Origin of the sequence: Acetobacter tropicalis (assembly GCF_001580915.1) — a bacterium.
Lineage (GTDB): Bacteria > Pseudomonadota > Alphaproteobacteria > Acetobacterales > Acetobacteraceae > Acetobacter > Acetobacter tropicalis.
Genome location: NZ_LHZQ01000204.1, coordinates 26,646 through 52,306, shown reverse-complemented (window position 1 = coordinate 52,306; position 25,661 = coordinate 26,646). Strand labels below are relative to the sequence as shown.

Below are 25,661 nucleotides of genomic sequence, written 5' to 3'. Positions count from 1 at the left end.
TTCTCATTCAAAAGCCACTCTTTTTATGGGGGGATTACCATGCAAGAGAGTAATAAGGGGTTAGTTTCCATAATAACCTCAGCCTTACTGACTCTTATTGGACTATTCCTGTTCCTGGGAGGGGCTGAACTGCTCTTCCTTGGTGGGTCCTGGTTCTATATTCTGGCAGGCGGTGTACTGCTTGCCATTGTCTTCAGTAGCTTCAAGAACCCCAAACTAGCAGCCCGCCTGTATGCAGCCCTGCTGCTAGTGGCCACTGTCTGGTCCCTTTTTGAAGTCGGCTTCAATATCTGGGGCTTGGAAGTTCGTCTTCTTACCCTCATCGGCCTTGGCGTTTGGTTGCTGCTGCCGTGGGTATGGCGCACCGGCGCAAGCTGGCTTACCGATAAACGCGAAGTGCTGGGTGCGGTTGCCGTCTCCAGCTTGGTCGTGCTGGCAAGCTGCTTCTCCTCCTATTCCATCAATGGCAGCTTACCGGCTGACCGCATGAATGCGCAGGGGCAGAGCGACCAGGCCTCCAATGGTGAACCGGATGGAGACTGGAGCGCTTACGGCCGCACTGTGGGAGGGGACCGCTATTCTCCCGTTGGGCAGATCACGCCAGCCAATGTCAACCACCTGAAACGGGCGTGGATGACGCGCACAGGTGACGTTCAGCAGGCCGGAGAAGGCACTGTTGCAGGTCCGGACCAAGGCCATGAGTTCAATCTGGAACTCACCCCCATTAAGGTTGGAGACACACTTTATATGTGTACTCCCCATAGCTGGGTGATGGCCGTTGATGCCGCAACAGGCAAGATCAAGTGGAAGTTTGACCCCAAGCCGAACACGGCGGATCTGGACAAAAACGTCTATCTGGCTTGCCGTGGGGTGTCCTACTATCACATCCCCGATGAAATCCAGACAAGCTGCCGTAACCGGATTTACTCCCCGGTAGCAGACGTGCGCATGGTGGCCGTAAACGCGGAAACCGGCAAACCGTGTGATGATTTTGGCGACCACGGCTTTATTTCCCTCCGCCAGTATCTGGGCCATGTGCCGCTGGGCTTCCACTTTGTGACATCCCCGCCCATGGTGGCTAAAAACCGGGTGATCACCGGCGGCTGGATTTTTGATAACCAGGCAAATTTTGAACCCTCCGGCGCTATCCGCGCATTCAACGCCACCACTGGCGAAATTGAATGGGTCTGGGATGCCGGCCACACGCCGGAAACCTGGAAGCCCGGCCCGGATGATGTGCTGACCCGCGATACTCCCAACGCGTGGGGTGTTTATACGGCAGATCTCAACCTTGGCCTGGTTTACATTCCCACCGGCAACTCCCCGCCGGACAACTGGGGTGGATCACGCCGTCCGTTTGATGATGCCACATCCTCCGCCACCATTGCACTTGATATTGAAACCGGTGAACGCCGCTGGACGTATCAGACCGTGCATCATGACCTGTGGGATATGGACATTCCGTCTGGCCCCTCCATGGTTGATCTGCCCGGACCGAATGGGGAAACTATCCCTGCCCTGGTACAAAGCACCAAGCGCGGGGAATTCTTTGTGCTTGACCGCCGTACCGGCCAGCCGGTACCTGGTTACCCGGTGGAAGAAAAACCGGTGCCAACCGCAGGCATCGCCCCGGATGACCGCGTATCTCCTACGCAGCCCTACCCGACGGCCATACCTTCCCTTACACCGCCTGACCTGAAAGAAACGGACATGTGGGGTGCAACCCTGCTGGATCAGATGATCTGCCGTATCGAGTATCGTCAGTCCGCTTATGAAGGGCAGTTCACGCCGCCGCATGTTGGCAAGACAACCATTGTCTATCCTGCATTCTATGGCGTGGTGGACTGGCAGGGCATTACCATTGACCCGCAGCGCAAGATTCTGCTCGCCAATGCAAGCTACCTGCCGTTCCGCATCCGGCTGGAAAAACGCTCAACGCTTGAAAACTCCGGCACACTGCCGAAGTGGGATGGCAAGGGTGAAGAACCTGCCGCCAAAGGAGATGCTCTTTCCGTCTCCCCGGATTATGGCACGCCTTACATTGCTTACACCAACCCTTGGCTGAACCCGCTCCAAATTCCTTGCAAGGGGCCAGTATGGGGCACGCTGACGGCCATTGACCTGGTAACCAAGAAAATTGTCTGGCAGCACCCTGTTGGCACAACGCGGGATACGGGGCCTTTCCGGACCCACAACAACCTGCCGCTGCCTACCGGGATGTATAATATTGGTGGCAATATTGTAACCAAAGGTGGCGTGGTGTTCATGGGGGCTACAGCAGATGACTATCTGCGCGCCTTTGACCTTTCCACCGGCAAGGTGATCTGGCGTGACCGTCTGCCCGCAGGTGGTCAGGCAACACCTATGTCCTATGAGATTGGCGGCAAGCAGTACGTTCTGATTGCAGCCGGTGGCCACGGTGGCCTCGGGACAAGAAGCGGTGATTACATCATAGCTTATACGCTCGACGGTGCTCAGGGCTCCAACGCCCAATAAGCAGACTTATTGCGGGGCTTCCGGCTTCTGCCGGGGCCCCGTTTCTTTTTACGGAAATTCTTCTCATGCATCTGACAGAAAAGCCGGAGCGGCTCCGCTCTCTGCTTCGTTTCGTCATACCCGGCATGGCGCTGATTTATGCATCTTCAGCCCAGGCAGCAGACATTACGCTCGGGATTATCGGCCCGCACGAGTACGATCTGCCTGTTGATTTCAAGCCCTTCAATGTTCTTGTGCAGTACGGCAACGGAAATGCAGCAGGCAACACGTATAACAGCGTGGGCCAGCGCGAAGCCCGTGGCGGCAGCCACACCTGGTCCGGCATGACCAAATACGTGCATTTCCGCAGTTTTGACGCCATTCCGCACGTAGGCTTTGCGTTTGAGCTCATTCAAAGTGAAAGCTTCACGCTTGCAGATGGCTCAAATTATGGTGGGTTCGGACCGACCATTGTAGGACCCGCAGCGTGGTTCAAGCCCAATGCGCACAGCACGTTCGGGTTTCAGACTTTCATGCAGACACCCGTTGGCACACGGGATGCAACATCCCCCAATTACTGGTCCAACATTTCCAGTTTTATCTTTGATTATGAGTGGAAACATTTCAGCTTTGATGGCGATGCAGGAACTGTTACCGGCTCCACCAAGCATGTCAAAGGCCAACACAGTTATTTTCCTGGCGTTGTATTTTACTCCAACCTGCGATTCAGTTGGAAAGCCACCCAAAAGATAGAACCTTTTCTGGCATTTGACTGGCAGAATGTTACCGGAACATATGATAATACATCCGGGCACTATCTGGATAATTCAAACAGCCGCGAAATTGCCATGGGACCGGGTATCATGTTCAATATTTCGAAGCATGTCTCCTTTACCGGCCGCTACTCTCATTCTCTGGAAGGACGCAATACCCCTGAAACCAACGCATATTATATGAAGTTCGTGTATCTCTGGTAGGAAGCCTTTTCAGCCTCACCCGTTCTCTGCCACACACAGAATTTTCTTTAAAATCGGCAAGGAGATATAGTAACAGGTAAGTCAAAGCTCAAGAAATGGTCTCTTTGCTCCAGCAAGGAGGATAAAAAAACGAATTGGCTGGTAACTGCATGAACGGTAAACAAAAACCTCTCTCTGAGACGGAAAGTGATATTCTTCCTGGCCGTACTGCCTATCCTTTGACATCCGTGAATGCGCCCTATGTTCAGCAATCCTGGCAACGTTGTATGTCAGCCTATAATCTGGACCCGGCACAGGGATGGACAGCCGATGTCCTTTCCAGCTCCGAATTCCTGCATATCAGTGGCCGCTCCGCTGTTCTGTTAAAATCCGCCATGGGCGAGATGCGCAGGCTGTTCAAGCTTGTACAGGGGATGGGCCTTATGGTGCTGCTGGCTGATCCTGATGCCACCATTCTGGCGCGCTGCGTGGATGAAACCCATCTTTCGGTCTGCCGCCGCCTGTATCTGCGGAAAGGTGCCATCTGGAACGAGGCTGCAGCAGGCACAAACGGCGTTGGAACCTGCATAAAAGAGAAATGCCCGGTTTTTCTGGGGCAAGGCGACCACTGGCGCTTCTGTTTCTCTCTTCTTGCCAGCTATGCGGTGCCTGTATTTGACGCGCAGGGACAAATTGCAGGCGCACTGAACCTTGCCGCCCTGAGCGGCAACACCACCCGCCCGTATGCCGCCCTTGTCACTGAAACGCTGATGCTGTCAGGGCGCCGCATTGAAGAGCAGCTTTTCCGCACCCGCTATGAGGGAGACAGAATTCTCACGCTTGGCCCTGCGGAAGACTGCTCCTCCCCGTTGGTTGCCATCAACACCGATGGTGAAGTAACCGGCGCAACCCACGCTGCTCGCACCCTGATGGGATGGACTGATGACATGATTCAGGACCACCCTAATCTGCTGGCCGAACTGGATTCTGAAGGAACTGTGAGTTTTCAGAAAGCGGAAGAAAGTGTTGTCCGTTCAGCTCTTGCAGCCTGCCAAGGCAATGTGAGCGCCACAGCACAAAGCCTGGGCGTAAGCCGGGCAACCCTTTACCGCAAAATGAAAGCACTCAACATTTCTCATTGAGGCCCGTGCGCGCCAGATACTCCGCATACACTGCCCCCACCGCAACGGAGACCAGACGCGCCTGAACACTATCGGCCCGGCTCGTTAGCAGAATGGGCACTTTTGCACCAAGAACAACACCTGCGGACTCTGCATGAGACATGAAAATCATGTTTTTTGCCAGCATGTTTCCTGACTCCAGATCAGGGGAGACAAGAATCTGGGCGCGCCCTGCTACGGGAGACTCAATGCCCTTGATCTGCGCGGCTTCCTTGTTGATGGCATTATCCATAGCAAGAGGACCATCCAGAACGCCCCCCAGTATCTGTTTCCGCTCCGCCATCTTGCACAAGCAGGCGGCATCCACCGTGCCGGGAATTTTAGGGTTAACAACCTCTACAGCAGAGAGAAGGGCAACACGGGGCTCTCCCAGCCCTAACCCGATATGCAGATCAATTGCATTTTGAACAATATCGCGTTTTGCTTCCAGGTCCGGAAAAATATTGATAGCCGCATCTGTTACAAAAACCAGATCATCATAGTCAGGAAGAGCCAATAAAAAAACGTGGCTGATACGGCGGCTTGTCCGTAATCCTGCTTCAGGCACCACAACAGAATGCATCAGGATATCCGTATGCAGGCTCCCCTTCATCAAGGTACGGAGGCGACCTTCCTTGACCAGAGACACAGCCCGCGCCGCAGCAGCCTCCGGTGTAGGCATATCAATAATGTCCGCCTTTCCAAGATCACGATTGGAGGCTTTTGCCAACGCAGTGATAATTTCTTTATCCCCGATCAAAACTGCCTGCATGAGGCCATGTTCCCCTGCCTCCAGCGCCGCTTCAAGCGCATGCTGTTCACAGGGCCAGACCACACCGACTGGTATAGGGGATGATAGTTTGGCAGCTTTCTCTATCAGATTTTCAAAAACATGATGACTTTTAAAGCGGGACACCACTGTCATATCCGCAGCATCCTGAATGTAGCATTTTGATACTCTTTTTGCAGAAAAGACATCAGTCATGATTCAACTTTCAGGAAGTGGTTACGTTCTGAAGATAGACTATCGTCAAGATACGCCGATATTCTACCAGGATAAACCGTGTCTGTTCTGGCGCAGCTCCCTGCGCTGCCAGACATCTCTGGACAGAGGCAAATTTCCCCACCCCGTTCTGCTCCATCCAGTATTGCACCTCTTCCAACATTGTCTGAATCTACTGAGGTCCTCAATGCAACAGTTGAGCACTTATCAAGTCCTATATCGTTTCCCAAAGAAAGAACGGTTAATAATTTTGGCATGAATGTCTTTATTTTATGGAGCTCTGTCTAGAAGCCATACGCCTGCGGCTATACTTGTTTGACTTTTTGTGGAAATCTTTACCGTATCGTCAAGGAGCAAGGAGTGTGGACACCGTTGGCACGGCAACAGCAGGATAAACTTTCTGAGGACAGTCCAGCGGCCCCCCGGAAACGTGGGGCTTATCGTGCGTCTCAAAAACGCGAAATGACAAAAGCCTTCAAACAGGACGCTTTGGAAAGCGCCGCATGGAAAGTTTTTTCCACTATTGGTTTTGATGCTGCCACCATACGAGACATTGTTTCCGTCAGCGCAGTTTCACCCGGAAGTTTCTATAATTATTACAAAACCAAAGATGTTATTTTTGATCTGCTGCTGATCAAAATTATCAAACGTGTCCGGAACGCCATTCTGCATTCTCGGTGTGAAACTGACACGCTGGAAGAAATGCTTGTCAAAAGCCAAAGCGCAGTCTTGCAGGAGCTACTGAGCATTAGCGGCGCACCGCGTTTTTTTGAGCTGAACCAGCATCATGTGCGTGCACGTTTGTTCATTATGCCAGAAACAAGCGAGATGCTGGATGATCTGAAAAAAAAGCTTATTCAGACAGTAAACATGCTCCACATTTCTCCAGACCGCATGAACTTCATTGCCTCTACCGTGCTGACAACAGGGCTGGAGGCATTGCTTTATATTGCCCATAACCCCATTCTGGATATCCAGAATGTTGCAAAGCTGAGCGCCAACATGTCCGCCGCGAGTATCCGGGCAGCAAGTGCTGTTTCCGCCTGAACACTAAGTCCCAACTATCTGGTGAAAATGCTCTCCCGCAGGCGTTTTTGCCAGATCCCACGGAACCCATCCCTGCTCTATCCTTCGGGTGGTAACACCATAAACGGACCGTAAAATATTTTCCCTCAGATCTGATGGTGGCAGACTGGTTACGGTTTCTCCGTCCTTCATAAGCACCAGTTGATCACAAAAACGCGTTGCCAATAGCAGATCATGGATTACCAGCACAATACAACGCCCTTCAGCCGCAAGATTACGCAGTAGATGCATGACCGCAAGTGCATGGGCAGGATCAAGTGCCGCCACAGCTTCATCCGCCAGCAGAACTGGCGTTTCCGTGCTCAGCGCCCGCGCCAACATAAGGCGCGCCCTCTCCCCTCCTGAAAGTTGATCAGCCGTGCGGCCAGCCAGAGCCTGCAATCCTGTCAGCGCCAAAGCACGCTCAACAGCGGGGTGATATTCAGCCCTGGTGGCTCCCTCTCCATAAGGCAGCCGCCCCAACGATGCGATTTCCCGCACCGGCATGGGCGGAAAAGGAGGAATATCCTGCGGCATGTAAGCCAGCATCCGCGCCCGTTTCTGGGCTGTCAGGGTTGAAAGAGCCCGTCCCTCCGCCAAGACTGTGCCAGAAGACGGTACACTCAAACCCGCCATGAGACGCAACAAGGTGCTTTTACCCGCGCCATTCGGCCCGATAAGCCCGGTGACACACCCCGCAGGGAAAGTGGCGGAAGCAGAACGCAGCAGCGTATTTTCGCCATGCCGACAGGAGAGTTCAGTAACGGTCAGCATCAGAACCCTCCGCGTTTTCTGAACTGAATCACCCTGTGAAAAAACACAGGAGCCCCGATCAATGCCGTTACAACACCAATCTGCAATTCCTTGTGCGTAGCAGCCAGACGCACCACGATATCAGCCCCCAGTAGAAGAGTAGCACCTCCCAGAAAAGCAGGCAGTAACAGACGGGATGGCCGATGGCCTGCCAGCCCGCGCAACAGATGCGGCACAACAAGCCCGACAAAGCCAATAGCCCCCGATACAGCAACACACGACCCAACGGCCAGAGACGTCCCCATAACGATCCGCATCTGCACGCCCGTTACGCCCTTAAAGCGAAAACCGAGCGTTGTCGCGACATCCTCCCCCATGATCAGGGCATCAAGTGCTCGTGCGGAAGAAGCCATAAGCACACACCCAATACCAACACCGGGCAACACGAGCAGAACGTCCAATACTGTCCGATCTGTCAGAGATCCCATAAGCCAGCGCATGATTTCAAAAGATGCATAAGGGCTTGGCACCAGATTGAGCACCATGGCCGTTAAGGCAGCGGTAAAGCTGCTGAGTGCTGCGCCCGCAAGCAGCAGCACAAGAGCCCCACCCCGCCCGACAAGCATGACCAGCAGAACAGCCGCCACCAATGCACCTGTAAGCCCCCCAAGCGGCAGCACGGCCAAACCCAGTTGTGCGAGCCCTGTATAAAATACGCATACCGCCCCCAAAGCCGCCCCGCCTGACACACCTAGCAAGCCTGGGTCTGCCAACGGATTACGCAGATAGCCTTGCAGCACGGCACCAGAAAGCCCCAAAGTGCCCCCCACTAGAATGGCAAGCAGCATACGCGGCAAGCGTAATTCGCCTAGAATGACAGCCTCGGCCGTGTGTTGCCCTGCCAGCCACTCCAGCAAGGCCTGTGTGAAAGAAAACGCATGCTCGCCCCAGAGCAGCGACAATGCGGAAAGACCTACAATACAGCCTGCCAGCACGCCATTCAGAACCAAGGCCCGCGTTTTCATTCTGCGTCCTCCGTCTGCTTCAGGTTATTCCGCGCGTGCCGGAGAAGGGCGACAGCATCCAAGGTTTGGGGGAGACCACAAAGCCAGAGGGAGGCCGGAATATCCACGACGTGTTTTCCTGAAAAAAAGCGTTTCAGCACCGGATTATCCAACATGGCTTGCGCAAGGGAATAGCCCTGCCCTGATCTGTCTCGCACCAGAAGGTCAGGTTGCTGAGCCAGCAATGTTTCAAGCGGCACGCGTCCGGCCGCTGTGATACCAGCTACCGTTGACAGATTACGCAACCCGGCATGCGCCAGCACATCATCCGGTAAAGACCCCGCACCTGCTACAAAACCATTTGCTTCATACACTGCGGCCACGGGGTCCTCCGCCTGACGTGAGATGCTGAGAAGCGCAAGTCTTTTCAGGAAGGCATCCACCATCTGTTGGCCTCGTTCAGGGTGCCCAACAGCCTGTGCCACCTGCATGATCTGTACTGGAATATCCACCAGAGAAGAGGCCGGTGGAAGAGTAAGAACCTTCGCTCCGACCTCCCGCGCAGCTTTCACGGCAACGCGGGCCGTGAACTGTCCTGCCAGCACCACATCCGGATGCGCACCAATCACATTTTCCGCCGTTGACGACAGAACCGGAACATCCTGTGCTTTTTGACACAAGACCGACCCAGAACAATCCTGCACCAGCGGACTAAGCCCCACAATCTCGGCCCGGTCAGCCAACATCAGAGCCAACTGATCCGTACAAAGATTCAAGGATACAATCCGTTTGGCAGCCCGCGCCGGAGCAGGCAGCGCTGCCACCAGCAGGCTACACAACCCCAGCAGATGCAGCCACCTCCGCATCAGTAGCTCAGGGTCACACCGCCATATCCCCCTCTGCCCGGCTGAAGATAACCAATTGGCTCTTCATACTGCCGGTTAAGAAGATTGTCGGCGCGCGCAAAAATGCTGACATAGCGGTTAATCTTGTAATTGGCCGCAATATCTATGGTGAAGTAGCCGTGCCCCTTGCCGCAGGTGCTGCAATAGGATGTCCCGATAACCGGCAGATCACGCCACCCGCTGACGTACAGGATATTCCCCGAGAACATCAGATCCTGAATAGGGGTCCAGGTTGTATTGAAGTTGAACTTGTGTTGCGGACGACGCTGCAAAGCCAGATCACTGCTGACATCCCGTGCGTGGGTCCAGGTATAATTCAGGTTGAAGTCCAACGTTTTGAGGGCCTTCCAGTCAAGAAAAGCTTCCACACCATACATACGCGCGCGCGCCACGTTGCCATAGGAATACTGATAATAGGGATACCCCCCTACCATCTGAACATTTTCCGTGGACTGGATCAGGTTTTTGACGCGGTTATCATACCATATAGCGCCAAAATGCAGCTTATCCCCCAGCAGTTTCTGTTCCACCCCAGCATCATACCCGATCAGCCTTTCCGCCCGCAGGTTCGGATTACCCGTCTGGGAATAGCTGGAACCGACCTGACTGGAAAAAAGCTGATACAACGTGGGCCCATGGAAGCCTGAACCCGCGCTGGCTTTGATGATGGTACCTGTGCCGGGCACATGGATGGAAGGGGCAACACGCCACGTTACATAATGCCCGTAGCGGGAATTGGAATCATACCGCACGTTAGCCGCACCATAGAGAATATGGTTCCAACTGCCCTGATACTGGCCATATCCTGCCGTCGTATCCATACCAGCCTGTGTGTGATAGCCGGTATCATACGCTGAGGCCGCCGTATGGCTGGAATCAAACGTATCATGAAAATGCTCCGCACCAATCAGGAGCGTGCCGTATTTCTTGAAATCAAACTTACCGTGCCAGTCAATTTTCAGGCGGCTTGAACGGTAATAATCCGGCCCGGTGGCATAGAAGCCCGTTTCATTCCAGCGGTTACGGTTGGTCATGTACCCAAGTCCAATAACCTGATCAAAAAAACCATTAAAAGACACGAGATGCGCAGTGCCGCGCACCACGGCCTCATTCATGTTGTTCTGCTCACGCACATTCCCTCCCCCGTAGGCCTCGCTTTGCAGATCATAGAGGGAATAGGTGTGGTAATTGCTTTGAATGAGGCGAGCAGTCAGCCCCAGATCGAAATTTCGGGTGACATCATACCCAAGACGGATAGTGGCAGACCGGTTGTCGTTACGGTTACCTTTATGCCGTTGCTCCCGTGTCGCCCCATAATAGCGGTCAATATAACGCGGAATGCCGTGAAACCCTTCCATCCGGTAATGAGAGAGTTCGACATTGTAGTGGAAGCGCCCCTTGCTCCCGCGCGCGCCGATAACCTGATTGAAGGTGCCGTAAGACCCCCCTTCTATCCGCACAAACGGCTTGAAACGCCCCTGCCCCTGCGCAGTGGTCATATCAATCACGCCTGCCATGGCATCCGCACCATACAAACCGCTTTGTGGCCCGCGCAGAATTTCTATGCGGCCCAGACCATCTGTAACAAACTGACCCGCATCGAACATACCGCTGGCTGAACTGCCATCGTTCACGTCCATGCCGTCCAGCCGGACCTTGACTTCATTGGCGTTATTACCGCGCATCAAAATGGACGTTGTGGCCCCAAACCCGCCAGAGCGCACCACGTTCAGCCCCGGCTGGCGTGCCAGAATATCTGGCAACGTGCGGCGCTGCTGGGTCAGCATCTGTTCTTCCGTAACAATGGTCAGTGCCGTGCCAATATCATCCGTGCGTGTGGGCGTTCTGGCAGCACTGACTGTTATCAGTTCGGAGACGAGCTGGCTGGGAACAGGCTGCACAGAAACCGGAGTAGGTGTGGCGACGGACTGTTTTTTGGCAGGTTGTGCTTTTAGCCGCGGTGAAACAGGCGCATCCGCCGCCAGCGCGGAACTACCCCACAACGTGAGAAGAGTGGAACTGATGAGAAAAGCATTGCGGAACATCAGAGAAAAAGGCCTCGCGGTAAGAAAGACGTCGCCACGAGAGAAAGCCCGACCCTGACCACCCCGAAAACGTCAGGAGTGCCCCTGGTCCAGTCACTTTGCTGACACCCCCCGATCAGCACTTCCCGTCTGCAACCCCGGCTGATGGCAGGTTTCCTGGCTTGCGGTAGGTCATCCTGCACCAACCTTCCCAGGAGAGGCTCCCAGTGGCCTGACGTACCAGCCAGTATGTGCAGGACATGCCGCTTACAGTTGCGGGGACAGCCCAGGCTTTGGCCTTGCATGGCAGACCGCACCCGGTTCCCTTTTACATCGCTCCCTGACAGGGAGAGAACCATCACGCCCGGTTGATGCCGCCAAAAGGCAGGAAGTGTCAAGAAAACAGCCGTCTTCTCCCCCATGCTTCCAGAACATTCCGCACGATTGAAAGAGCACTGAATGTTATGTTATATTGTAACATTTATCACGTTATTGAACTCAGCTTCAGGGAGCCCCTCCATGCCCGCATTGCTGCCCGTTACCGTCCTTTCCGGCTTTCTGGGGGCGGGAAAGACGACGGTGTTGAACCATATTCTCAATAATCGGGAAGGCCGGAAGGTCGCCGTTATTGTGAATGACATGAGCGAAGTGAATATTGACGCTGATCTTGTGCGAGAAGGCGGAGGCGATCTTTCCCGCACTGATGAAAAACTGGTGGAAATGACCAATGGGTGCATCTGCTGCACCTTGCGGGATGATCTATTGCAGGAAGTTCATCGGCTGGCGGCAGAGGGTAAATTTGACTATCTGCTGATTGAATCAACCGGCATTGCAGAGCCGCTGCCTGTTGCCGCAACCTTTGAATTCCGGGATGAAGACGGCAACAGCCTGAGCGATAGCGCAAGGTTGGACACCATGGTCACTGTGGTGGATGCCGTAAATCTGCTTAACGATTACGCCTCAACCGACTTCCTGAAAGACCGCGGTGAAACCGCAGACGAGGAAGATGACCGTGCCTTGGTCGATCTGTTGGTCGAACAGATTGAATTTGCAGATGTGGTGGTCATCAACAAGGTCTCTACCGCCACGCCGGAGCAGGGAGAAGCAGCCCGCCAGATTGTGCTGGCACTGAACCCTGATGCGGATGTTATTGAAACGGACATGGGGAAGGTTCCCCTTGAGCGTGTCCTGAACACGGGCCGGTTTGATTATGACAAAGCCCATCAGCATCCTCTATGGTTCAAAGAGCTTTATGGCTTTAAAGACCACACGCCGGAAACCGAGGAATACGGCATCCGTAGTTTTGTCTATCGCGCTCGCCGTCCCTTCGTGCCCGCTAAATTCAAGACTTTTCTGGATACCAACTGGCCGGGCGTAGTGCGCGCCAAGGGGCATTTCTGGCTGGCCACGCGCCCGGACTGGGTAGGGGAACTTGGACAAGCGGGCGCACTGGTACGCAATCAGGCCATTGGCTTGTGGTGGGCGGCCATTCCCAAAAGCCAGTGGCCGGAAACTGACCAGTGGCGCGATTTTGTACTGAGCAAGTGGGACCCTGTGTTTGGAGACCGGCGACAGGAAATTGTGTTCATTGGTACGCAGGACATGGATGAAAGCGCGCTACGCGCCGCATTGGACGCCTGCCTGACGCCAGAGGATGGCACTGGCCGCTTTGACCCTGAACGCTATGCCCACCTGCCAGACCCCTTTCCCGTCTGGCGGCGAGAAGCAGCATAACGGAGGGTGGCATGTCGGCGTATCAGTTTACCCACCACCCCCACAGATCCAACTCGGAAGGACAGATTACTCCCCCCTCAAACGAGCGCACGCTGCGTCATGAAATCTGGCACCGGCATGCGGGCGATGAATGGTCCGCCTTTGAACAACTGCCACCGTCCATTCGCCAGAGGCTAAGGGAACATGCGTATGACGCGTGGTCCGTTAATGCACTGATCCTGTGGCGACATTATAAACGGGTGCATGGCCCCAACCGCAGAGCGGAACGGGCCCTTATCCGGTATCTGGACTATTGTGAGCGGCTTGAGCGGGACGCCTTTGCCACGCGCTACCACAACAGCTACGGCACCCCTCTGCCGCATGATGCCGCTGTTGCCAGTATTCTGCGCTATACCGCACCGGCCATGCCTTAACGGTAAAGGAACTCTCTGATCAGGCAGGCTTCCACACTCTCTCACCCTCAGCTTCAAGCGTGGTGCAGGGTTTTGAGAGCCCCCTGTTTTTATGTATAAATCCGATATGTGAGTGGAATGGTTTCTGTTACGCAGGAACTATAAACCACGTCTCTACCGGATGGTGTTTCTGTATGTTTTTACGTTCCTTGTTACTGGCCTGCGCTGTTCTGACAACGCCGTTTTCCCTCTGTCAGGCTGCAACGTCTGACGAGCAGAAAACGGCCCATATGTTCAGCACCCTGCAAACAGACCCCGTGCGGCTTGCTGTGTTCATGCGCCAGTTCCCCAAAGGAGCGGACCTTCATAACCATCTCGTGGGTGCCATTTATGCGGAAAGTTATCTGAAATGGGCCGCGCAGGATGGGCTGTGTGTTTCAGTTGAACAGGGCACAATCTTGCCCCGTGCATGCACCTCCACCCCGGCAAAAGGCGAAAAACCGGCAACAGACCTCCCCTCTGATGAAACATCCGAAAACCGCATGATTGATGCCCTTTCCATGCGGGATTTTGTGCCTACGGCCAATGATCGGTCAGGCCATGACCATTTCTTTGCAAGCTTTGCAGGTTTTGGCCCCGCAACCGAAAAACATGCCGGGGACAGTCTGGCGGAAGCGCTTGACCGCGCTGCGCAAGATCACATCACGTATGTGGAACTGATGATCTCACCCGGCCTGGGCGGTATGATTGCGAGCGGAAACGCCCATCCTCTTCATGGTGAGAATTATGAGCAGGCCATGAAAACCCTTCAGGCAGACCTTCCCAAACTGGTTGCCCAAGCCCGCCATGAAACAGACGACATGGAACAGCAGGCCCAACACGTGCTGCACTGCGGTACGCCGCAGGCTCACCCCGGTTGTGCTGTGACAGTGCATTATCTTTACCAGACCTTACGCACCGTTGCTCCCGCTGCCGTGTTTGCACAGTTGTATGCAGGCTATGAAATGGCCCATACAGATCCCCGCTTTGTGGGCGTCAATTTTGTCTGCCCGGAAGATGACCCCATTGCCATGCGCGATTATGACCAGCATATGCGCATGTTTCAGGCGTTAAACGCTGTCTACCCGGACGTAAAACTCAGCCTGCATGCTGGCGAACTAACACCGGGCCTTGTACCGCCGGAAGGCCTGACACACCATATTCGCTCCGCCATAGAGGTAGCCGGTGCCCGCCGTATCGGACACGGGGTAGATATCATGTGGGAAAATGATGCCACGGGCCTTTTGAAGGAAATGGCGCAGAAAAAGGTGATGGTAGAAATCAACCTGACCAGCAATGATGTTATTCTCAATATCAAAGGCAAGGCTCATCCCTTTACCTTGTATCGTCGGGCCGGTGTTCCTGTTGCCCTTTCCACGGATGATGAAGGGGTATCCCGTGGAGACCTGACGCAGGAATATCTACGCGCCGCCACAACATGGCCACTGACATATCAGGAACTGAAGCAGCTTTCCCGCAATGGATTAATCTATTCCTTCATTCCCGGGGCAAGCCTGTGGCAGGATGGGTATATTGTTTCAGCCTGCCGTGCTTCAGAAACCTCACAATGCCGTTCTTTTCTGGCCACGAGCGAAAAAGCCCGTTTACAAATGGTGCTTGAGAATAATTTCAAGCAGTTTGAAGCAGACACTGCACATAACACGCTTCTTGCTAACTGAAACGGCGCTGTAGAAAAAAGAGCTACGGTTTTCATCCCTGAAGCCGTGGCCCGTGGGTCTTGCCGCACAGGTTTTAAGCTTGCTCCGGCACCTACCGGCCAGAAAGCCTGCTCCGGCTGGCGGGGCTGGTAAAAATTGACCACCAAAAGCATATCAGTGGCTGCTCCCTCTTCTTGAAAACACAGGCACAAAACAGGCCGTGCAAAAATTTTTGGCACGGCCTCTCTTTATCTCAGAAGAAAAGTGTTTTCTTGGAGCTCTATGCTCTGAGAATTGTTTATTGCAGAACAGGCTTTCCCAGCGCCGGGTCTGTTCTGCTCGGCTTGCCTGTTTCCACATGGCCTGCAAAGCGGCTCTCTGTTTTGGGTTCAGATGCTACACGCACGCTAACATCATACCACTGATCACTCTTGGCAAGCGTGAGCACTGTGTGGGACACGCCATTGGCAGGCACCACCACAGTTTGCTGCGGTTGACCGTAAGCATTGTCATGCAGATGGAGCGTTTGCGGGCGGTGAGTTCGGTTGGAAAATGCGAGTGTCAGGCCGCCGGTGTGGGTATTTTCCTGAGCGGTTACACGCACCGCCGTCCGGCCCGGACGGTGGAAATAACGCGCAAACCCATTGGGACCAATAACCGTCAAGCGAAGCTCATAGCCCTCAGCCTCACGCCATTCATCCTGAAGAGAAGCTCCAGCTCCCACCGTGTAACGACGCGGCTTTTCGCTGGTCTTGTCCTGATAGACGTAAAAACATGCCCCTGTTGTTCCATAGTTTTCAAACTGAAGTGTCAGGCTACCAGCGGGGCCATCCACTTCATTAACAGCAAGAACATACGGAAGCGCACGGGCAGGACGGCGCCCGGGTTCCTGCTCTCCAATATCAGAAAGGCTGCTTTGCACCGGCACTGCCGGGTCTGGCAGTTTACAGGACTGATCAACCTGCTGCTTGTAATCCGCTGTATCCGGCAACCCACCCTTGAGGCCCTGATTGCGTGAAAAATCAAACGCGCTTGTCAGGTCACCGCAAATAGAGCGACGCCATGGGGTGATGTTTTCCTCACGCACGCCAAAACGAGCTTCAATAAAGCGGAGAACAGACGTGTGATCAAATACTTCCGAGCACACAAAACCACCCGTGCTCCATGGAGAAAGCGCCAGCATGGGAACACGCGGTCCCAACCCATACGGCAACATATCTGCTGTATAACGTTTGGGTTCATACGGTGTAATCCGGTCATGAATTTCACCGCGTGTCTCTACCGTGCTTTTACCGGGCAATACGGGTGTTGGAGGCTGTGGCGGAGGCACGTGATCAAAATAGCCGTCATTTTCGTCATACATGACAAGCAGAACGGTTTTGGCCCACACTTGCGGGTTGGCTGTCAGGGCATTCAGCACTCTGGCAATATAAGTTGCGCCGTAACCCGGCGTCCAACGCGGATGTTCAGAATAAGCCGCAGGCGGCAGTAGCCATGAAACCTGTGGCAGACGATCCGCCATGACATCCTGCCGTAGATTATCCAGCGTGCGTTTTGTCATGGCACGTTGATGCAGAGGCGAACCCTCCGGCGCGTCCACATAATTACGGAAATTCATCAGCACATTGGTACCAAAGTTTCCGTTCTCTACATCGGAAGGAGAAAGCCCCTGCTGATAAACCTGCCAACTGACACCGGCCGCTTCCAGCCGCTCCGGATAGGTTGTCCAGCTAAAGGGGCCCGGCACTTCAGGGTAAAACGCACGGTCCACCCAGTCCACATTATCCAGAACCGGGCCGCCACCCACTCCATCCGCATCAACCGTACCGGTCATGAGGTAAAAACGGTTAGGATGCGTTTGCGTAGGGGTCGAGCAGAAATAGTGGTCACAGACCGTAAAGGCATCTGCCAGCGCGTAATGATATGGAATGTCTTCGCGCGTATAGTAGCCCATGGTCATGTCGGTTTTATGCCGGGGCCATTGATCATTCCATCCAGCATTGATTGCCGCGTGAGTGGGCTTCCAGTTATGATCAAGGTCAAGCACGCACTGCGCACTGGTTACATGGGTGCGCAACTGGAAGGGCATGATCCGCCCTTCCCCTGCTTTTTGGCGCCACTGAGACCAGACAGGCGCGCCATCTGGAGAGCGAACGGGATGACGGTCTGCCACCCCTCGCACCCCACTCAGATGCCCGAAATAATGGTCGAAGGAGCGGTTTTCCTGCATGAGCACCACAATATGCTCTACATCTTCAAGAGTGCCACTCCGCCGCTCCGCCGGAATGGCCAGCGCCCTGTTTATGGACGCCAGCAGGCCTGCCGTAACTAATCCACCACCACTTTTCAGCAGCCCTCTACGCCCGATAACCGGCATGGTTTTCCTCTCAGTCAATACAAGGCCGTTATGATACCCTGCCTGAGAGGAAGAGACCAGTTCCTTTAAAAATCACTGCTGATGGTTACGATCGCCGCAAACGGTGAGGCAATTTTGTAAGTCGCCGAGCTTCCGCGGATTGTATTTCCAAAAATCCCCATGGTTGATTTTGCATTCACCTGCGTACCATTGATCCAGCTCAGATACCGCTCATTAGAGATGTTTTGCAGATTCAGGCGAATGGTCGGGCTTTTGAAAATACCCATTTTTGGTAGACGGTAGCCCACATTGATATTCATGCGCACATACCCTGGAATGTGCTCATCATTCATGAAGGTGGAATACTGCTTTGCGACATATTTGAGGTTGAAGCCGGCAAAGCGGTGTCCATCATCATAATCCAGGCCAAAACCAACCTGATATGCCGGTGCCTGAGGCGCTGCCTTGCCTTTGGTATGCATGTAATCCGTTATGGAACCTGAGGAAACCGGCAGATTGCTGTCTGTCACCGCATGCAGATATTCAAAGGAAACATAAGGCCGAACATGGTGGAAAGGACGGGTGCCGATTTCTGCATCCACACCATCAGAATGTTCACCACCCCCGTTGATGTTGGTTGTCCAGGTCTGTCCCCGTTCATTGACCAGAGTCTGTGTAAACAGGCGGTTGGTGAAGTTGTAATGGAAATAGGTCACGGAGCTTGAAATCAGATCATCCTGATAACGCCAACCCACTTCTTCCGAAATGGAGATTTCAGGCTTCTGGTCAGGATTGGCCTGCGTGCTGTACCCTCGGCCAGCCTGATAGGTGCCTGAATCATAGAGCGCATAGTTCTGCGGCATACGATAATTGGTAGCAACAGAGACAAAAACCTGATTGTGGGTATCAATCTTGTACCGGATCGCCGCCGTTGGCAGAGCTTGATAGTAGTTTGTATTGACGTATTTCTGACCAACATCAGGCAGATAGTTGGTGCCCCGCCGCTTGACGATGGAATATTTCAGACCTGCATCAAGTGTCAGCTTGCCATGAAGAAGGGAAAGACTATCGCCAATAAATGGCGTGTGAACCTGTGTCTGGGTTAACGTATTACGATACTGGGCGGTCTGACCGTTGCTCAGCACCACATTATTGCTGTCTCCCCACAAGCTCAGCGGCGTGCCATCACTGCTCACTTCGCTATAAGGAGAGGTCTGGCGCTGCTTCGAATACTCAAACCAGTATCCAACCATCAAACGGTTGATGCCTGCAGTCCATGTCAACTTTGTTGTCGCTCCCGGACGATAGGTTTCCGTCAGGGATGGATTGTACAACATCACGTTGCCTGACGGAGTCTGGCCGTTTATGGAACCCGGCAGCGTCTGGCTGCCATAAGACATCTGGCTCATGTTTGTGGAATACGCGCCACCACCATTGCCGTAACCATACCAGAAGTAAGGTGTTTCGGTCAGCACCAGATGATCAGTCAGCTTGAAAGTGGACGGCATTGAGGCATAGATATTGGTGAACGGATTAGGGCGCATTTTGTAATAATTGCTATCCCCTTTCACGTAATGCCGTTCATAGACCGTATTGGGCGGGTCACCACTCACCAGTCCACTGCTGCCCACCGGGTTATCAAACCCAATTCCCCATTTGTTCCAGCTTGCCTTCGTAACGTTGGGGTAAGCATTGTTTTTCAAAGAGTTTCCAACTACGGCAAGAGAAATACGGTTTCCATCGCCCCAGTCATTCACGATTTTCATTTCACCGTGTTTCTTGTTTTCCCAGCCGGGCCCGCGCCAGTGGTCCTGCCGCGCCTGCGAATAGGAGAAATAGGCACGCAGGTTGGTGTTCCCAATATAGCCCGTATCAAACCGAGCGAAGCCCCTCGTTGCGTTATAGGAGCCGTAGGTCATGTCCACATGCCCCCCCATGGTCTTCTTGGGGTCGATCATATACATATCGACCACACCGCCAGACGCACTGATATGCGGACTATCCAGATCGGCAGATCCCTGCGCCAACCGAACGGTCTTCAGGTTTTCGGCATCAACAATTTCCTGCGGATAGACGGCAAAATTCCCGATATCATTGATAGGGAAGCCTTCCAGCGTAAAGCCCATCTGGGATTCTGTCAGGCCACGGACGGACATATTGCCGCCCGTCATACCAAGAGGATCCGTATCAGAAACGTTTGCACCCGGCAGGAGCTGAAGCAACTGCATCGGGTTAAGGGCCGGGTTCTGCTTGGCAATATAATCACGGGTGACCGCAGAAACAGATTTTGGAGAATCCGTTGGCGTCATGAGCCCCCCACCAAACGCACGCCCCGTATCCCCATCCCCCAGATCACGCGTGTGGCCGCGCACTTCCACATTTTCATCTGTTGGAGAGGTTTGCCCCATCATGGTTGGAAGAGCGGCCTTCTGTTGAGACGGCTTGGTCTCCTTAGCGGGCTGGGCCTTGGCCGTGCTACCAGCAGCCTTCTTTTCAGACACTGTGTCAGCCAGCGCCACGAGAGGTGACGACAGAACAGTCGAACAGATCAGGCAGGCAAGAACTGAGAAGTGCCGCTTGGAAGACATTCAATCCTACTTTCAGTGAGGAATATGGGAGGAACTTGCCGCGCAGTTTATTCAGTTGTTTTACTAATAGAAGACATTCATAATAATTTCATATTTCCTCCGGACGCACCGCCCCCACAGGTTTTAAGAAACTGACATTTTGTTTTTTTATCGTAATGAGATAAGGCATTTTTTAATGGCTGCCATTCCTAAAAACAACTACATTTTCGAAGGAAGTAAAATAATTACAGAAAAGTAACATTATATGAAAATACGTGCTCGTTCTTTCTCTGTCGCGGCAAGCGTCATGCTGGCTCTGGCGGCCTCCAGCAGCCAAGCTTTGGCTTGGGGACGAGAAGGCCATCAGGTGGTGGCTGCACTTGCTTGGGACTATCTGACGCCCGATGTGCGGAACACGATCACCAGCCTCCTGAGCCAGGATAAAGACACCCTCACCCCGCCGGACTTTGTGTCCCGTTCCACCTGGGCTGATTCCTGGCGGGCGGCCGGACACAAGGAAACTGGCGAATGGCACTTTGTTGATATCGAACTGGACCATCCTGATCTGGCACAGGCGTGCTACAATTTTCCCGCGCAAACCGGCCTAGCCAGCGCTGGCCCTGCTCAGGACTGTGTGGTCAACAAACTCCCTCAATTTGAAAAAGAACTGGCTGACCGAACAACCCCAACGGCAGAGCGTATTCTGGCTCTAAAATATATTGTGCATTTTGTAGGAGATCTTCACCAACCTCTGCATGCTGCGGATAATCATGACAAAGGCGGAAATTGTGTGCGGATTGCTTTAGGGGGCCCCCGCACCACAAACCTGCATTCCTACTGGGATACAGCGCTGGTCTCCGAGCTTGACCCCAACCCCACCAGTCTGGCTGACAAACTCTTCATGCAGATTACGTATGACGATAAACAGAAGTGGCAGCAGGGCACACCCGCAGACTGGGCACAAGAAAGTTTCACGTTTGCCAAGCAATATGCCTACATTCTGAACACCCCGGCCGGGTGCTCTCAGGACAGCGCTCCCATTACCCTCCCCCCCGGATATGATGCAGCAGCCCAAACTGTTGTCCGGGAGCAGCTTATGAAAGCGGGCGTTCGTCTTGCCTCTGTTCTAAATGCCGCCCTCACCACCGGCCAGCCTAAACCCTGATCATCCGCAAAGCGCGGCGCAGCCCAGCCGAAAGGACAATCCCGAGAGGGAGCTGTGCCGCACCTCAAGCTACACGCCAAACATGCGTCTTTCTTCTTTTGTTCGTGAGCACACGCACCTGACAATCTGAGAGCAAATGCTGAGCCTCCTTTCTCCACGACATAAAAGCTTTTCCAATATGCCCCCCATGGGTATACTGAAATTGATACGAGGTGTGTCAGTTTAAAAAGGAGCGCCAAATGGTCAGGATGTATGGCCGGATCGCAATCAGTCTGTTTGCGTGCCTGCTCATGCAGATCGGAGTGCTTGGTGGCGTTTCTCCCGTTCAGGCACAGGCGCATGTGGTCAGCATAGTCGTGGCTCACTGCCATGACAGAGCAGAGACGGGATGTAACGGAATGCATCATTCCATACATTCCCCACCTGTCCACCATCATGAAAAATGTTGTGACGCCCATACCGCGGCAGCGGACATTCCCCCGCCGTCCTCGTCTCCCAAGGCTCTCTATTATCCGGTGATCAGCAGACAGCCATTTGCGTTTCAGAAAGCGGCTGGATTTATAGGAACAGACAGCCTTCCCCTGCTTCCCCCGCCCAAAATCCGCACATTCTGAGTGCCAGATATGTAAAGTCTGTCCTGCGGTCCTTACGGACAAAAAGGATGTTGTACATTTCCTGTTCGGATTTTTCTGATGTCCATTTCGTTCTCTCAACGAAGTGGGGTGACTCGTCGTCGGTTTATTCAGGGGTTGGGTGCTGGAGGTGTGGTGGCAACACTACCGCATCAGGCTTCAGCCATGGCCAGCGCATCTGGCATTTTGCCTGCGCAAGCCTCCTCCCTATGGAACCTGACTGTTGGCCACACCCGCACGACCATTGACCATAAAAGCCTGAATGCGCCCTGTATCGGGAATGCGGTTCCAGGCCCTATTCTGCGATGGAAACAAGGAGACACTGTTTCCGTCTCTGTTACCAACACCCTGAAGCATGAGGACACTTCCATCCATTGGCACGGCATCCGTGTGCCCTCTGATATGGATGGCGTACCCGGCCTGAGCTTTGATGGCATCAAACCGGGAGACACGTTTACCTATCGGTTTCGCGTGCATCAAAGTGGAACCTACTGGTACCACAGCCATTCCGGCATGCAAGAAGCACAGGGACTATACGGGGCCATTGTGATTGACCCTGCCCACCCTGACCCCAACTACTGTGAACGGGATTATGTGATTGTTCTGTCCGAATGGACAGATGTGTCCCCCATGGACATGATCAGCAATCTCAAGATGCAGGATGACTATTATACATTCAGGCAACGCACGGCAGCCTCCTTTCCGCAGGATGCCCGCGCCGCCAAAGGTGCATGGGCAGCTCTCAAGGACCGGCTTGCATGGTCCCGCATGCGTATGGCTGCCACAGATATCTCTGATGTAAGCGGCGTTATCTATACCTATCTCCTGAATGGCCATGCCCCGGATATGAACTGGAACGGCCTGTTCCGCCCCGGTGAACGGGTTCGGCTGCGCTTCATAAATGCCTCCTCCATGACGCTGTTTGATGTGCGTATTCCCGGTCTGGAAATGCTTGTCGTGCAGGCTGACGGGAACGATGTAGAGCCGGTGCCCGTGGATGAATTCCGCATTGGCGTGGCGGAAACATATGATGTGATTGTGTGCCCGCAGGATAATCAGGCCTACACCATTTTTGCACAGAGTGAGGACCGCACAGGCTATGCACGTGGCACTCTTGCCCCACGCCCCGGCATGATTGGTACCATTCCGCCCATGGACCCGCGCCCTGTGCGCACCATGATCGACATGGGTATGGGAACCATGAGACCCGGCGAGACTATGGGGGATATGTCCATGCCTGAGCACGATATGGCTAGCATGGATATGCCTGAAATGGGCTCAGCCCATATGCATCATATGGGCTCCATGCCCGCACCACCTCTGGAAGTGGATGACCCCGGTCCGCCGCCGCTGAATGTGGAAAACCAGAACGTGGCCATTATGCCGATTGATCGGTTAGATAGCCCCGGAGATGGACTGGAACATAACGGTCGGCGCGTTCTCACTTACAAACAGTTACGGGCAACGCGACCGGGTGCAGACCCACGCCCCCCAACACGCGAAATCATCCTGCATCTAACAGGCAATATGGAGCGCTACATCTGGGGTTTCAATGGGCGTAAATATTCAGAATCCGGGCCTATCCGCCTCAAAAAAGGTGAGCGTGTCCGCTTCACCCTGATTAACGATACCATGATGGAGCACCCCATTCACCTCCATGGGTTGTGGAGCGAACTGGAAAACGGACAAGGCGTGTTCCGCCCTTACAAGCACACCATTATCGCGCAACCGGGTTCCCGCCTGAGCTATCTGGTTACGGCTGATGTGGCAGGCACATGGGCGTATCACTGCCACCTTATGCTGCATATGGATCTAGGCATGTTTCGCACGGTGATTGTGGAATGAAACAGATTTTGTGGCTTGCAACTGTTTCGGCCTGCATGCTGACAGGCACAACCAGTTCATGGGCAGCCCCAAAAGAGTATCATGCAGCGGATGCGCCTTCTGAAATTCCCGTGGTTTCGCTTGGGCACATCTCCCCTGTTATGGATCAGGGCCGTTATTTCCATGGCATTCTGGACGAATTCGAAGGCCGCTACGCTGCGCGGGGAACGGATTTCCGTTGGGATGGTGAGGCCTGGTATGGATCGGATTATAATAAGCTCTGGCTGAAAACCGAAGGAACCCTGGAACGGGGACGCCTGCACGATGGAGACCATGAACTTTTATATAGTCGGGCAATTTCAACATACTTTGATGTTCAAGGTGGCATTCGGGCAGACATTGATGATGGCCCCACACGCACATGGGGGGCATTGGGCATACAAGGCTTAGCCCTTTATCAGTTTGAAGTGCAGGCTACCGCTTATGTCAGTGATAGAGGACGCTTTGCTGCCCGCTTTGAAGGCTCTTACGATTTTCTATTAACCAACCGTCTGATTTTACAACCTCAGGCAGAACTGAACCTCTACACCAAATCCGACACAGGCAGGCGCGTTGGCGCTGGCCTTTCCGATGTGGATACAGGATTGAGACTTCGTTATGAACTCTGGCGAAAATTTGCGCCTTACATCGCCTTTACCTATGCGGGTTATCTCACTCAGGCCCGAAGAATTGCCCACGATCACGGAGAAGAAACCGGCTCCCTAAGGTTTACTTTTGGAATACGCAGCTGGTTCTAATCTCTCATTTTTCTCAGGATTTTGTGTTATGCTTTCTCTTTCCATATCTATTGTTACGTCTTTTTTCATAAATGTAGCTCACGCAGAGCCACATCCTCAAAGATCTCTTCACACTCTACCTGTCTCAAAGGCAAATCAGGATCGTGCGCAGGAAAAACCATCGCTTCCGACTGATATGCCCCACCTCACCATGGATCAGCAGATGGCGTTGTGTGATAAAATTGATTTGTTGCGAAAGCAGGGACAAACTCTCCCTTCTAAAATGCAACAAGAAGAAAAAGAATGTCAGAAAATGGATATGGGGCAGCCCCTCTCTCCTCCTTCAGAAACTTTGGATCGTTAGACACTCTTGTTTGAGTGTTTGAGAAATAATCGGTCTGCGCTTTGCTGATAAAACAAAGAGAAGCAAGAGAACGGGCTGCTGAAGCAAAAAAACAGGCAGTTCAGCATCTTTTCTTCATATTCTGCATTGTTCTCAAATTTTTGAGAACAATGTTTCTGGAGGGTTCGAAAAACTTCTATCCGAGTTTTTACCTCACGAGCAATTTCAATAGTTATGATCCTGCTGTGACCGATCAAGAAGGATTTTTCTACCTGTTCTTCTTGTATTACCGTATCATTTTACGAATAACACCAAGCAATTCTTCTATTGCTTCATCTCCATCATCTTCTTTCACAGCCTTACGCACACACCCATTAGCATGGGTCGATAAAATCTGAATTGCGACACCATCCAGAGCTGATTTCACTGCGGATATCTGCATCAGGATGTCCACGCAGTAGCGATCATCCTCTACCATACTCAGAACGCCACCAATCTGGCCCTCTATCCGGCGCAAACGGTTGATAAGGGCTTTTTTCCCAGGCTGTTGCACCCGTTTATCTGCCACGCTCTCTGGAGGAGCACATGCTTCACATGCTGCTGAAAAAGCAGATTCCTTCTGCGCCGTTTTCATGGTTTTCCCGTCAGTTGCCCGGTATGTGTATCAGATTCCTCTATCTGATTTATCAGAATATCTCTGTGCTTAATACACACCCACACTTAATTTACGGCATAGATCAGATATCCAAGAAAACGGAAGTTTAGATCATTTGCCTTTCAGACCTCCTCATAGAGTTACTAGAGCCTGCATGTCCATTCTCCTCACACCC

At 53.3% G+C, this 25,661-nt stretch carries 20 protein-coding genes and 1 riboswitch; of the genes, 12 read left to right on the top strand and 8 right to left on the bottom strand.

Annotated features, from left to right (window positions below):
• Positions 1 to 39 precede the first annotated feature (39 nt).
• The 3 genes from AD944_RS08500 (at position 40) to AD944_RS08490 (ending at position 4,573) form a co-directional block, all read left to right on the top strand.
• Positions 40 to 2,496, top strand: a complete 2,457-nt coding sequence (locus AD944_RS08500; RefSeq protein ID WP_045543473.1) for a membrane-bound PQQ-dependent dehydrogenase, glucose/quinate/shikimate family — start codon at positions 40 to 42, stop codon at positions 2,494 to 2,496.
• 65 nt (positions 2,497 to 2,561) lie between these two features.
• Positions 2,562 to 3,452: a transporter gene (locus AD944_RS08495; protein ID WP_045543458.1), complete on the top strand. Its 891-nt coding sequence runs from the start codon at positions 2,562 to 2,564 to the stop codon at positions 3,450 to 3,452.
• 149 nt (positions 3,453 to 3,601) lie between these two features.
• Complete coding sequence (locus AD944_RS08490; protein ID WP_176364748.1) at positions 3,602 to 4,573, top strand: helix-turn-helix domain-containing protein; 972 nt, start codon at positions 3,602 to 3,604, stop codon at positions 4,571 to 4,573.
• Here AD944_RS08490 and AD944_RS08485 read toward each other — a convergent pair.
• Positions 4,557 to 5,576 carry a bifunctional enoyl-CoA hydratase/phosphate acetyltransferase gene (locus tag AD944_RS08485; RefSeq protein ID WP_045543459.1) on the bottom strand — a complete coding sequence of 340 codons (1,020 nt, stop codon included), beginning with the start codon at positions 5,574 to 5,576 and terminating at the stop codon, positions 4,557 to 4,559. The two genes, AD944_RS08490 and AD944_RS08485, sit on opposite strands and share 17 nt — an antisense overlap.
• 390 nt (positions 5,577 to 5,966) lie before the next feature.
• Here AD944_RS08485 and AD944_RS08480 point away from each other — a divergent pair, with 390 nt between their 5' ends.
• Entirely contained in the window at positions 5,967 to 6,641 is a 675-nt protein-coding gene (locus AD944_RS08480; protein WP_045543475.1) for a TetR/AcrR family transcriptional regulator, read from the top strand.
• A 3-nt stretch (positions 6,642 to 6,644) separates the two neighbouring features.
• On the opposite strand, the gene AD944_RS08475 is transcribed toward AD944_RS08480, so the two are convergent.
• From AD944_RS08475 to AD944_RS08460, 4 genes are read right to left on the bottom strand one after another with little or no spacing between them, the layout of a single operon-like run.
• Positions 6,645 to 7,433 (bottom strand): ABC transporter ATP-binding protein, encoded by a 789-nt coding sequence (locus tag AD944_RS08475; RefSeq protein WP_045543460.1) that lies wholly within the window; start codon positions 7,431 to 7,433, stop codon positions 6,645 to 6,647.
• Complete coding sequence (locus AD944_RS08470; RefSeq protein ID WP_045543461.1) at positions 7,433 to 8,437, bottom strand: FecCD family ABC transporter permease; 1,005 nt, start codon at positions 8,435 to 8,437, stop codon at positions 7,433 to 7,435. The genes AD944_RS08475 and AD944_RS08470 overlap by 1 nt, the downstream gene beginning before the upstream one ends.
• Positions 8,434 to 9,282: an ABC transporter substrate-binding protein gene (locus AD944_RS08465; RefSeq protein ID WP_045543462.1), complete on the bottom strand. Its 849-nt coding sequence runs from the start codon at positions 9,280 to 9,282 to the stop codon at positions 8,434 to 8,436. Before AD944_RS08465 ends, AD944_RS08470 begins: the two co-directional genes overlap by 4 nt.
• Positions 9,282 to 11,369 carry a TonB-dependent receptor plug domain-containing protein gene (locus AD944_RS08460; protein WP_373317142.1) on the bottom strand — a complete coding sequence of 696 codons (2,088 nt, stop codon included), beginning with the start codon at positions 11,367 to 11,369 and terminating at the stop codon, positions 9,282 to 9,284. Before AD944_RS08460 ends, AD944_RS08465 begins: the two co-directional genes overlap by 1 nt.
• A gap of 126 nt (positions 11,370 to 11,495) precedes the next feature.
• Positions 11,496 to 11,720: riboswitch (cobalamin riboswitch) on the bottom strand.
• A 144-nt stretch (positions 11,721 to 11,864) separates the two neighbouring features.
• Here AD944_RS08460 and zigA point away from each other — a divergent pair.
• From zigA to AD944_RS08445, 3 genes are all read left to right on the top strand, one after another.
• Positions 11,865 to 13,079: a zinc metallochaperone GTPase ZigA gene (gene zigA / locus AD944_RS08455; RefSeq protein WP_045543465.1), complete on the top strand. Its 1,215-nt coding sequence runs from the start codon at positions 11,865 to 11,867 to the stop codon at positions 13,077 to 13,079.
• An 11-nt stretch (positions 13,080 to 13,090) separates the two neighbouring features.
• On the top strand, positions 13,091 to 13,492 hold the full coding sequence (locus tag AD944_RS08450; RefSeq protein ID WP_045543466.1) for a DUF6525 family protein: 402 nt from the start codon (positions 13,091 to 13,093) through the stop codon (positions 13,490 to 13,492).
• Positions 13,493 to 13,665: 173 nt separating this feature from the next.
• The gene (locus AD944_RS08445; RefSeq protein WP_045543467.1) at positions 13,666 to 15,189 is read left to right on the top strand and encodes an adenosine deaminase family protein; all 1,524 of its coding nucleotides are present in this window, start codon (positions 13,666 to 13,668) and stop codon (positions 15,187 to 15,189) included.
• A 277-nt stretch (positions 15,190 to 15,466) separates the two neighbouring features.
• On the opposite strand, the gene AD944_RS08440 is transcribed toward AD944_RS08445, so the two are convergent.
• Entirely contained in the window at positions 15,467 to 17,563 is a 2,097-nt protein-coding gene (locus AD944_RS08440; RefSeq protein WP_236709318.1) for a phosphocholine-specific phospholipase C, read from the bottom strand.
• Between the two features lie 47 nt (positions 17,564 to 17,610).
• Entirely contained in the window at positions 17,611 to 20,112 is a 2,502-nt protein-coding gene (locus AD944_RS08435) for a TonB-dependent receptor (RefSeq protein ID WP_045543468.1), read from the bottom strand.
• Positions 20,113 to 20,356: 244 nt separating this feature from the next.
• Here AD944_RS08435 and AD944_RS08430 point away from each other — a divergent pair, with 244 nt between their 5' ends.
• The 5 genes from AD944_RS08430 to AD944_RS08410 all read left to right on the top strand — a co-directional run bounded on the left by AD944_RS08430 (position 20,357) and on the right by AD944_RS08410 (position 24,852).
• A complete protein-coding gene (locus tag AD944_RS08430; protein ID WP_052427280.1) occupies positions 20,357 to 21,256 on the top strand; it encodes a S1/P1 nuclease in 900 nt (299 codons plus the stop codon).
• A 239-nt stretch (positions 21,257 to 21,495) separates the two neighbouring features.
• Positions 21,496 to 21,870 carry a hypothetical protein gene (locus tag AD944_RS08425; protein ID WP_145912933.1) on the top strand — a complete coding sequence of 125 codons (375 nt, stop codon included), beginning with the start codon at positions 21,496 to 21,498 and terminating at the stop codon, positions 21,868 to 21,870.
• A 78-nt stretch (positions 21,871 to 21,948) separates the two neighbouring features.
• Complete coding sequence (locus AD944_RS08420; protein ID WP_045543469.1) at positions 21,949 to 23,733, top strand: copper resistance system multicopper oxidase; 1,785 nt, start codon at positions 21,949 to 21,951, stop codon at positions 23,731 to 23,733.
• Positions 23,734 to 23,768: 35 nt separating this feature from the next.
• The gene (locus AD944_RS08415) at positions 23,769 to 24,509 is read left to right on the top strand and encodes a copper resistance protein B (protein WP_373317141.1); all 741 of its coding nucleotides are present in this window, start codon (positions 23,769 to 23,771) and stop codon (positions 24,507 to 24,509) included.
• 28 nt (positions 24,510 to 24,537) lie between these two features.
• A complete protein-coding gene (locus AD944_RS08410; RefSeq protein WP_052427282.1) occupies positions 24,538 to 24,852 on the top strand; it encodes a hypothetical protein in 315 nt (104 codons plus the stop codon).
• Positions 24,853 to 25,117: 265 nt separating this feature from the next.
• On the opposite strand, the gene AD944_RS08405 is transcribed toward AD944_RS08410, so the two are convergent.
• Positions 25,118 to 25,465 (bottom strand): metal-sensitive transcriptional regulator, encoded by a 348-nt coding sequence (locus AD944_RS08405; RefSeq protein ID WP_045543471.1) that lies wholly within the window; start codon positions 25,463 to 25,465, stop codon positions 25,118 to 25,120.
• Positions 25,466 to 25,661: the final 196 nt, after the last annotated feature.

What these genes read in the sequence shown, in the direction of transcription:
- AD944_RS08500 (WP_045543473.1), top strand. Translation starts at nt 40, where the DNA reads ATGCAAGAGAGTAATAAGGGGTTAGTTTCCATAATAACCTCAGCCTTA.
- AD944_RS08495 (WP_045543458.1), top strand. Translation starts at nt 2,562, where the DNA reads ATGCATCTGACAGAAAAGCCGGAGCGGCTCCGCTCTCTGCTTCGTTTC.
- AD944_RS08490 (WP_176364748.1), top strand. Translation starts at nt 3,602, where the DNA reads ATGAACGGTAAACAAAAACCTCTCTCTGAGACGGAAAGTGATATTCTT.
- AD944_RS08485 (WP_045543459.1), bottom strand. Translation starts at nt 5,576, where the DNA reads ATGACTGATGTCTTTTCTGCAAAAAGAGTATCAAAATGCTACATTCAG.
- AD944_RS08475 (WP_045543460.1), bottom strand. Translation starts at nt 7,433, where the DNA reads ATGCTGACCGTTACTGAACTCTCCTGTCGGCATGGCGAAAATACGCTG.
- AD944_RS08470 (WP_045543461.1), bottom strand. Translation starts at nt 8,437, where the DNA reads ATGAAAACGCGGGCCTTGGTTCTGAATGGCGTGCTGGCAGGCTGTATT.
- AD944_RS08465 (WP_045543462.1), bottom strand. Translation starts at nt 9,282, where the DNA reads ATGCGGAGGTGGCTGCATCTGCTGGGGTTGTGTAGCCTGCTGGTGGCA.
- zigA (WP_045543465.1), top strand. Translation starts at nt 11,865, where the DNA reads ATGCCCGCATTGCTGCCCGTTACCGTCCTTTCCGGCTTTCTGGGGGCG.
- AD944_RS08450 (WP_045543466.1), top strand. Translation starts at nt 13,091, where the DNA reads ATGTCGGCGTATCAGTTTACCCACCACCCCCACAGATCCAACTCGGAA.
- AD944_RS08445 (WP_045543467.1), top strand. Translation starts at nt 13,666, where the DNA reads ATGTTTTTACGTTCCTTGTTACTGGCCTGCGCTGTTCTGACAACGCCG.
- AD944_RS08435 (WP_045543468.1), bottom strand. Translation starts at nt 20,112, where the DNA reads ATGTCTTCCAAGCGGCACTTCTCAGTTCTTGCCTGCCTGATCTGTTCG.
- AD944_RS08430 (WP_052427280.1), top strand. Translation starts at nt 20,357, where the DNA reads ATGAAAATACGTGCTCGTTCTTTCTCTGTCGCGGCAAGCGTCATGCTG.
- AD944_RS08425 (WP_145912933.1), top strand. Translation starts at nt 21,496, where the DNA reads ATGGTCAGGATGTATGGCCGGATCGCAATCAGTCTGTTTGCGTGCCTG.
- AD944_RS08420 (WP_045543469.1), top strand. Translation starts at nt 21,949, where the DNA reads ATGTCCATTTCGTTCTCTCAACGAAGTGGGGTGACTCGTCGTCGGTTT.
- AD944_RS08415 (WP_373317141.1), top strand. Translation starts at nt 23,769, where the DNA reads ATGCTGACAGGCACAACCAGTTCATGGGCAGCCCCAAAAGAGTATCAT.
- AD944_RS08410 (WP_052427282.1), top strand. Translation starts at nt 24,538, where the DNA reads ATGCTTTCTCTTTCCATATCTATTGTTACGTCTTTTTTCATAAATGTA.
- AD944_RS08405 (WP_045543471.1), bottom strand. Translation starts at nt 25,465, where the DNA reads ATGAAAACGGCGCAGAAGGAATCTGCTTTTTCAGCAGCATGTGAAGCA.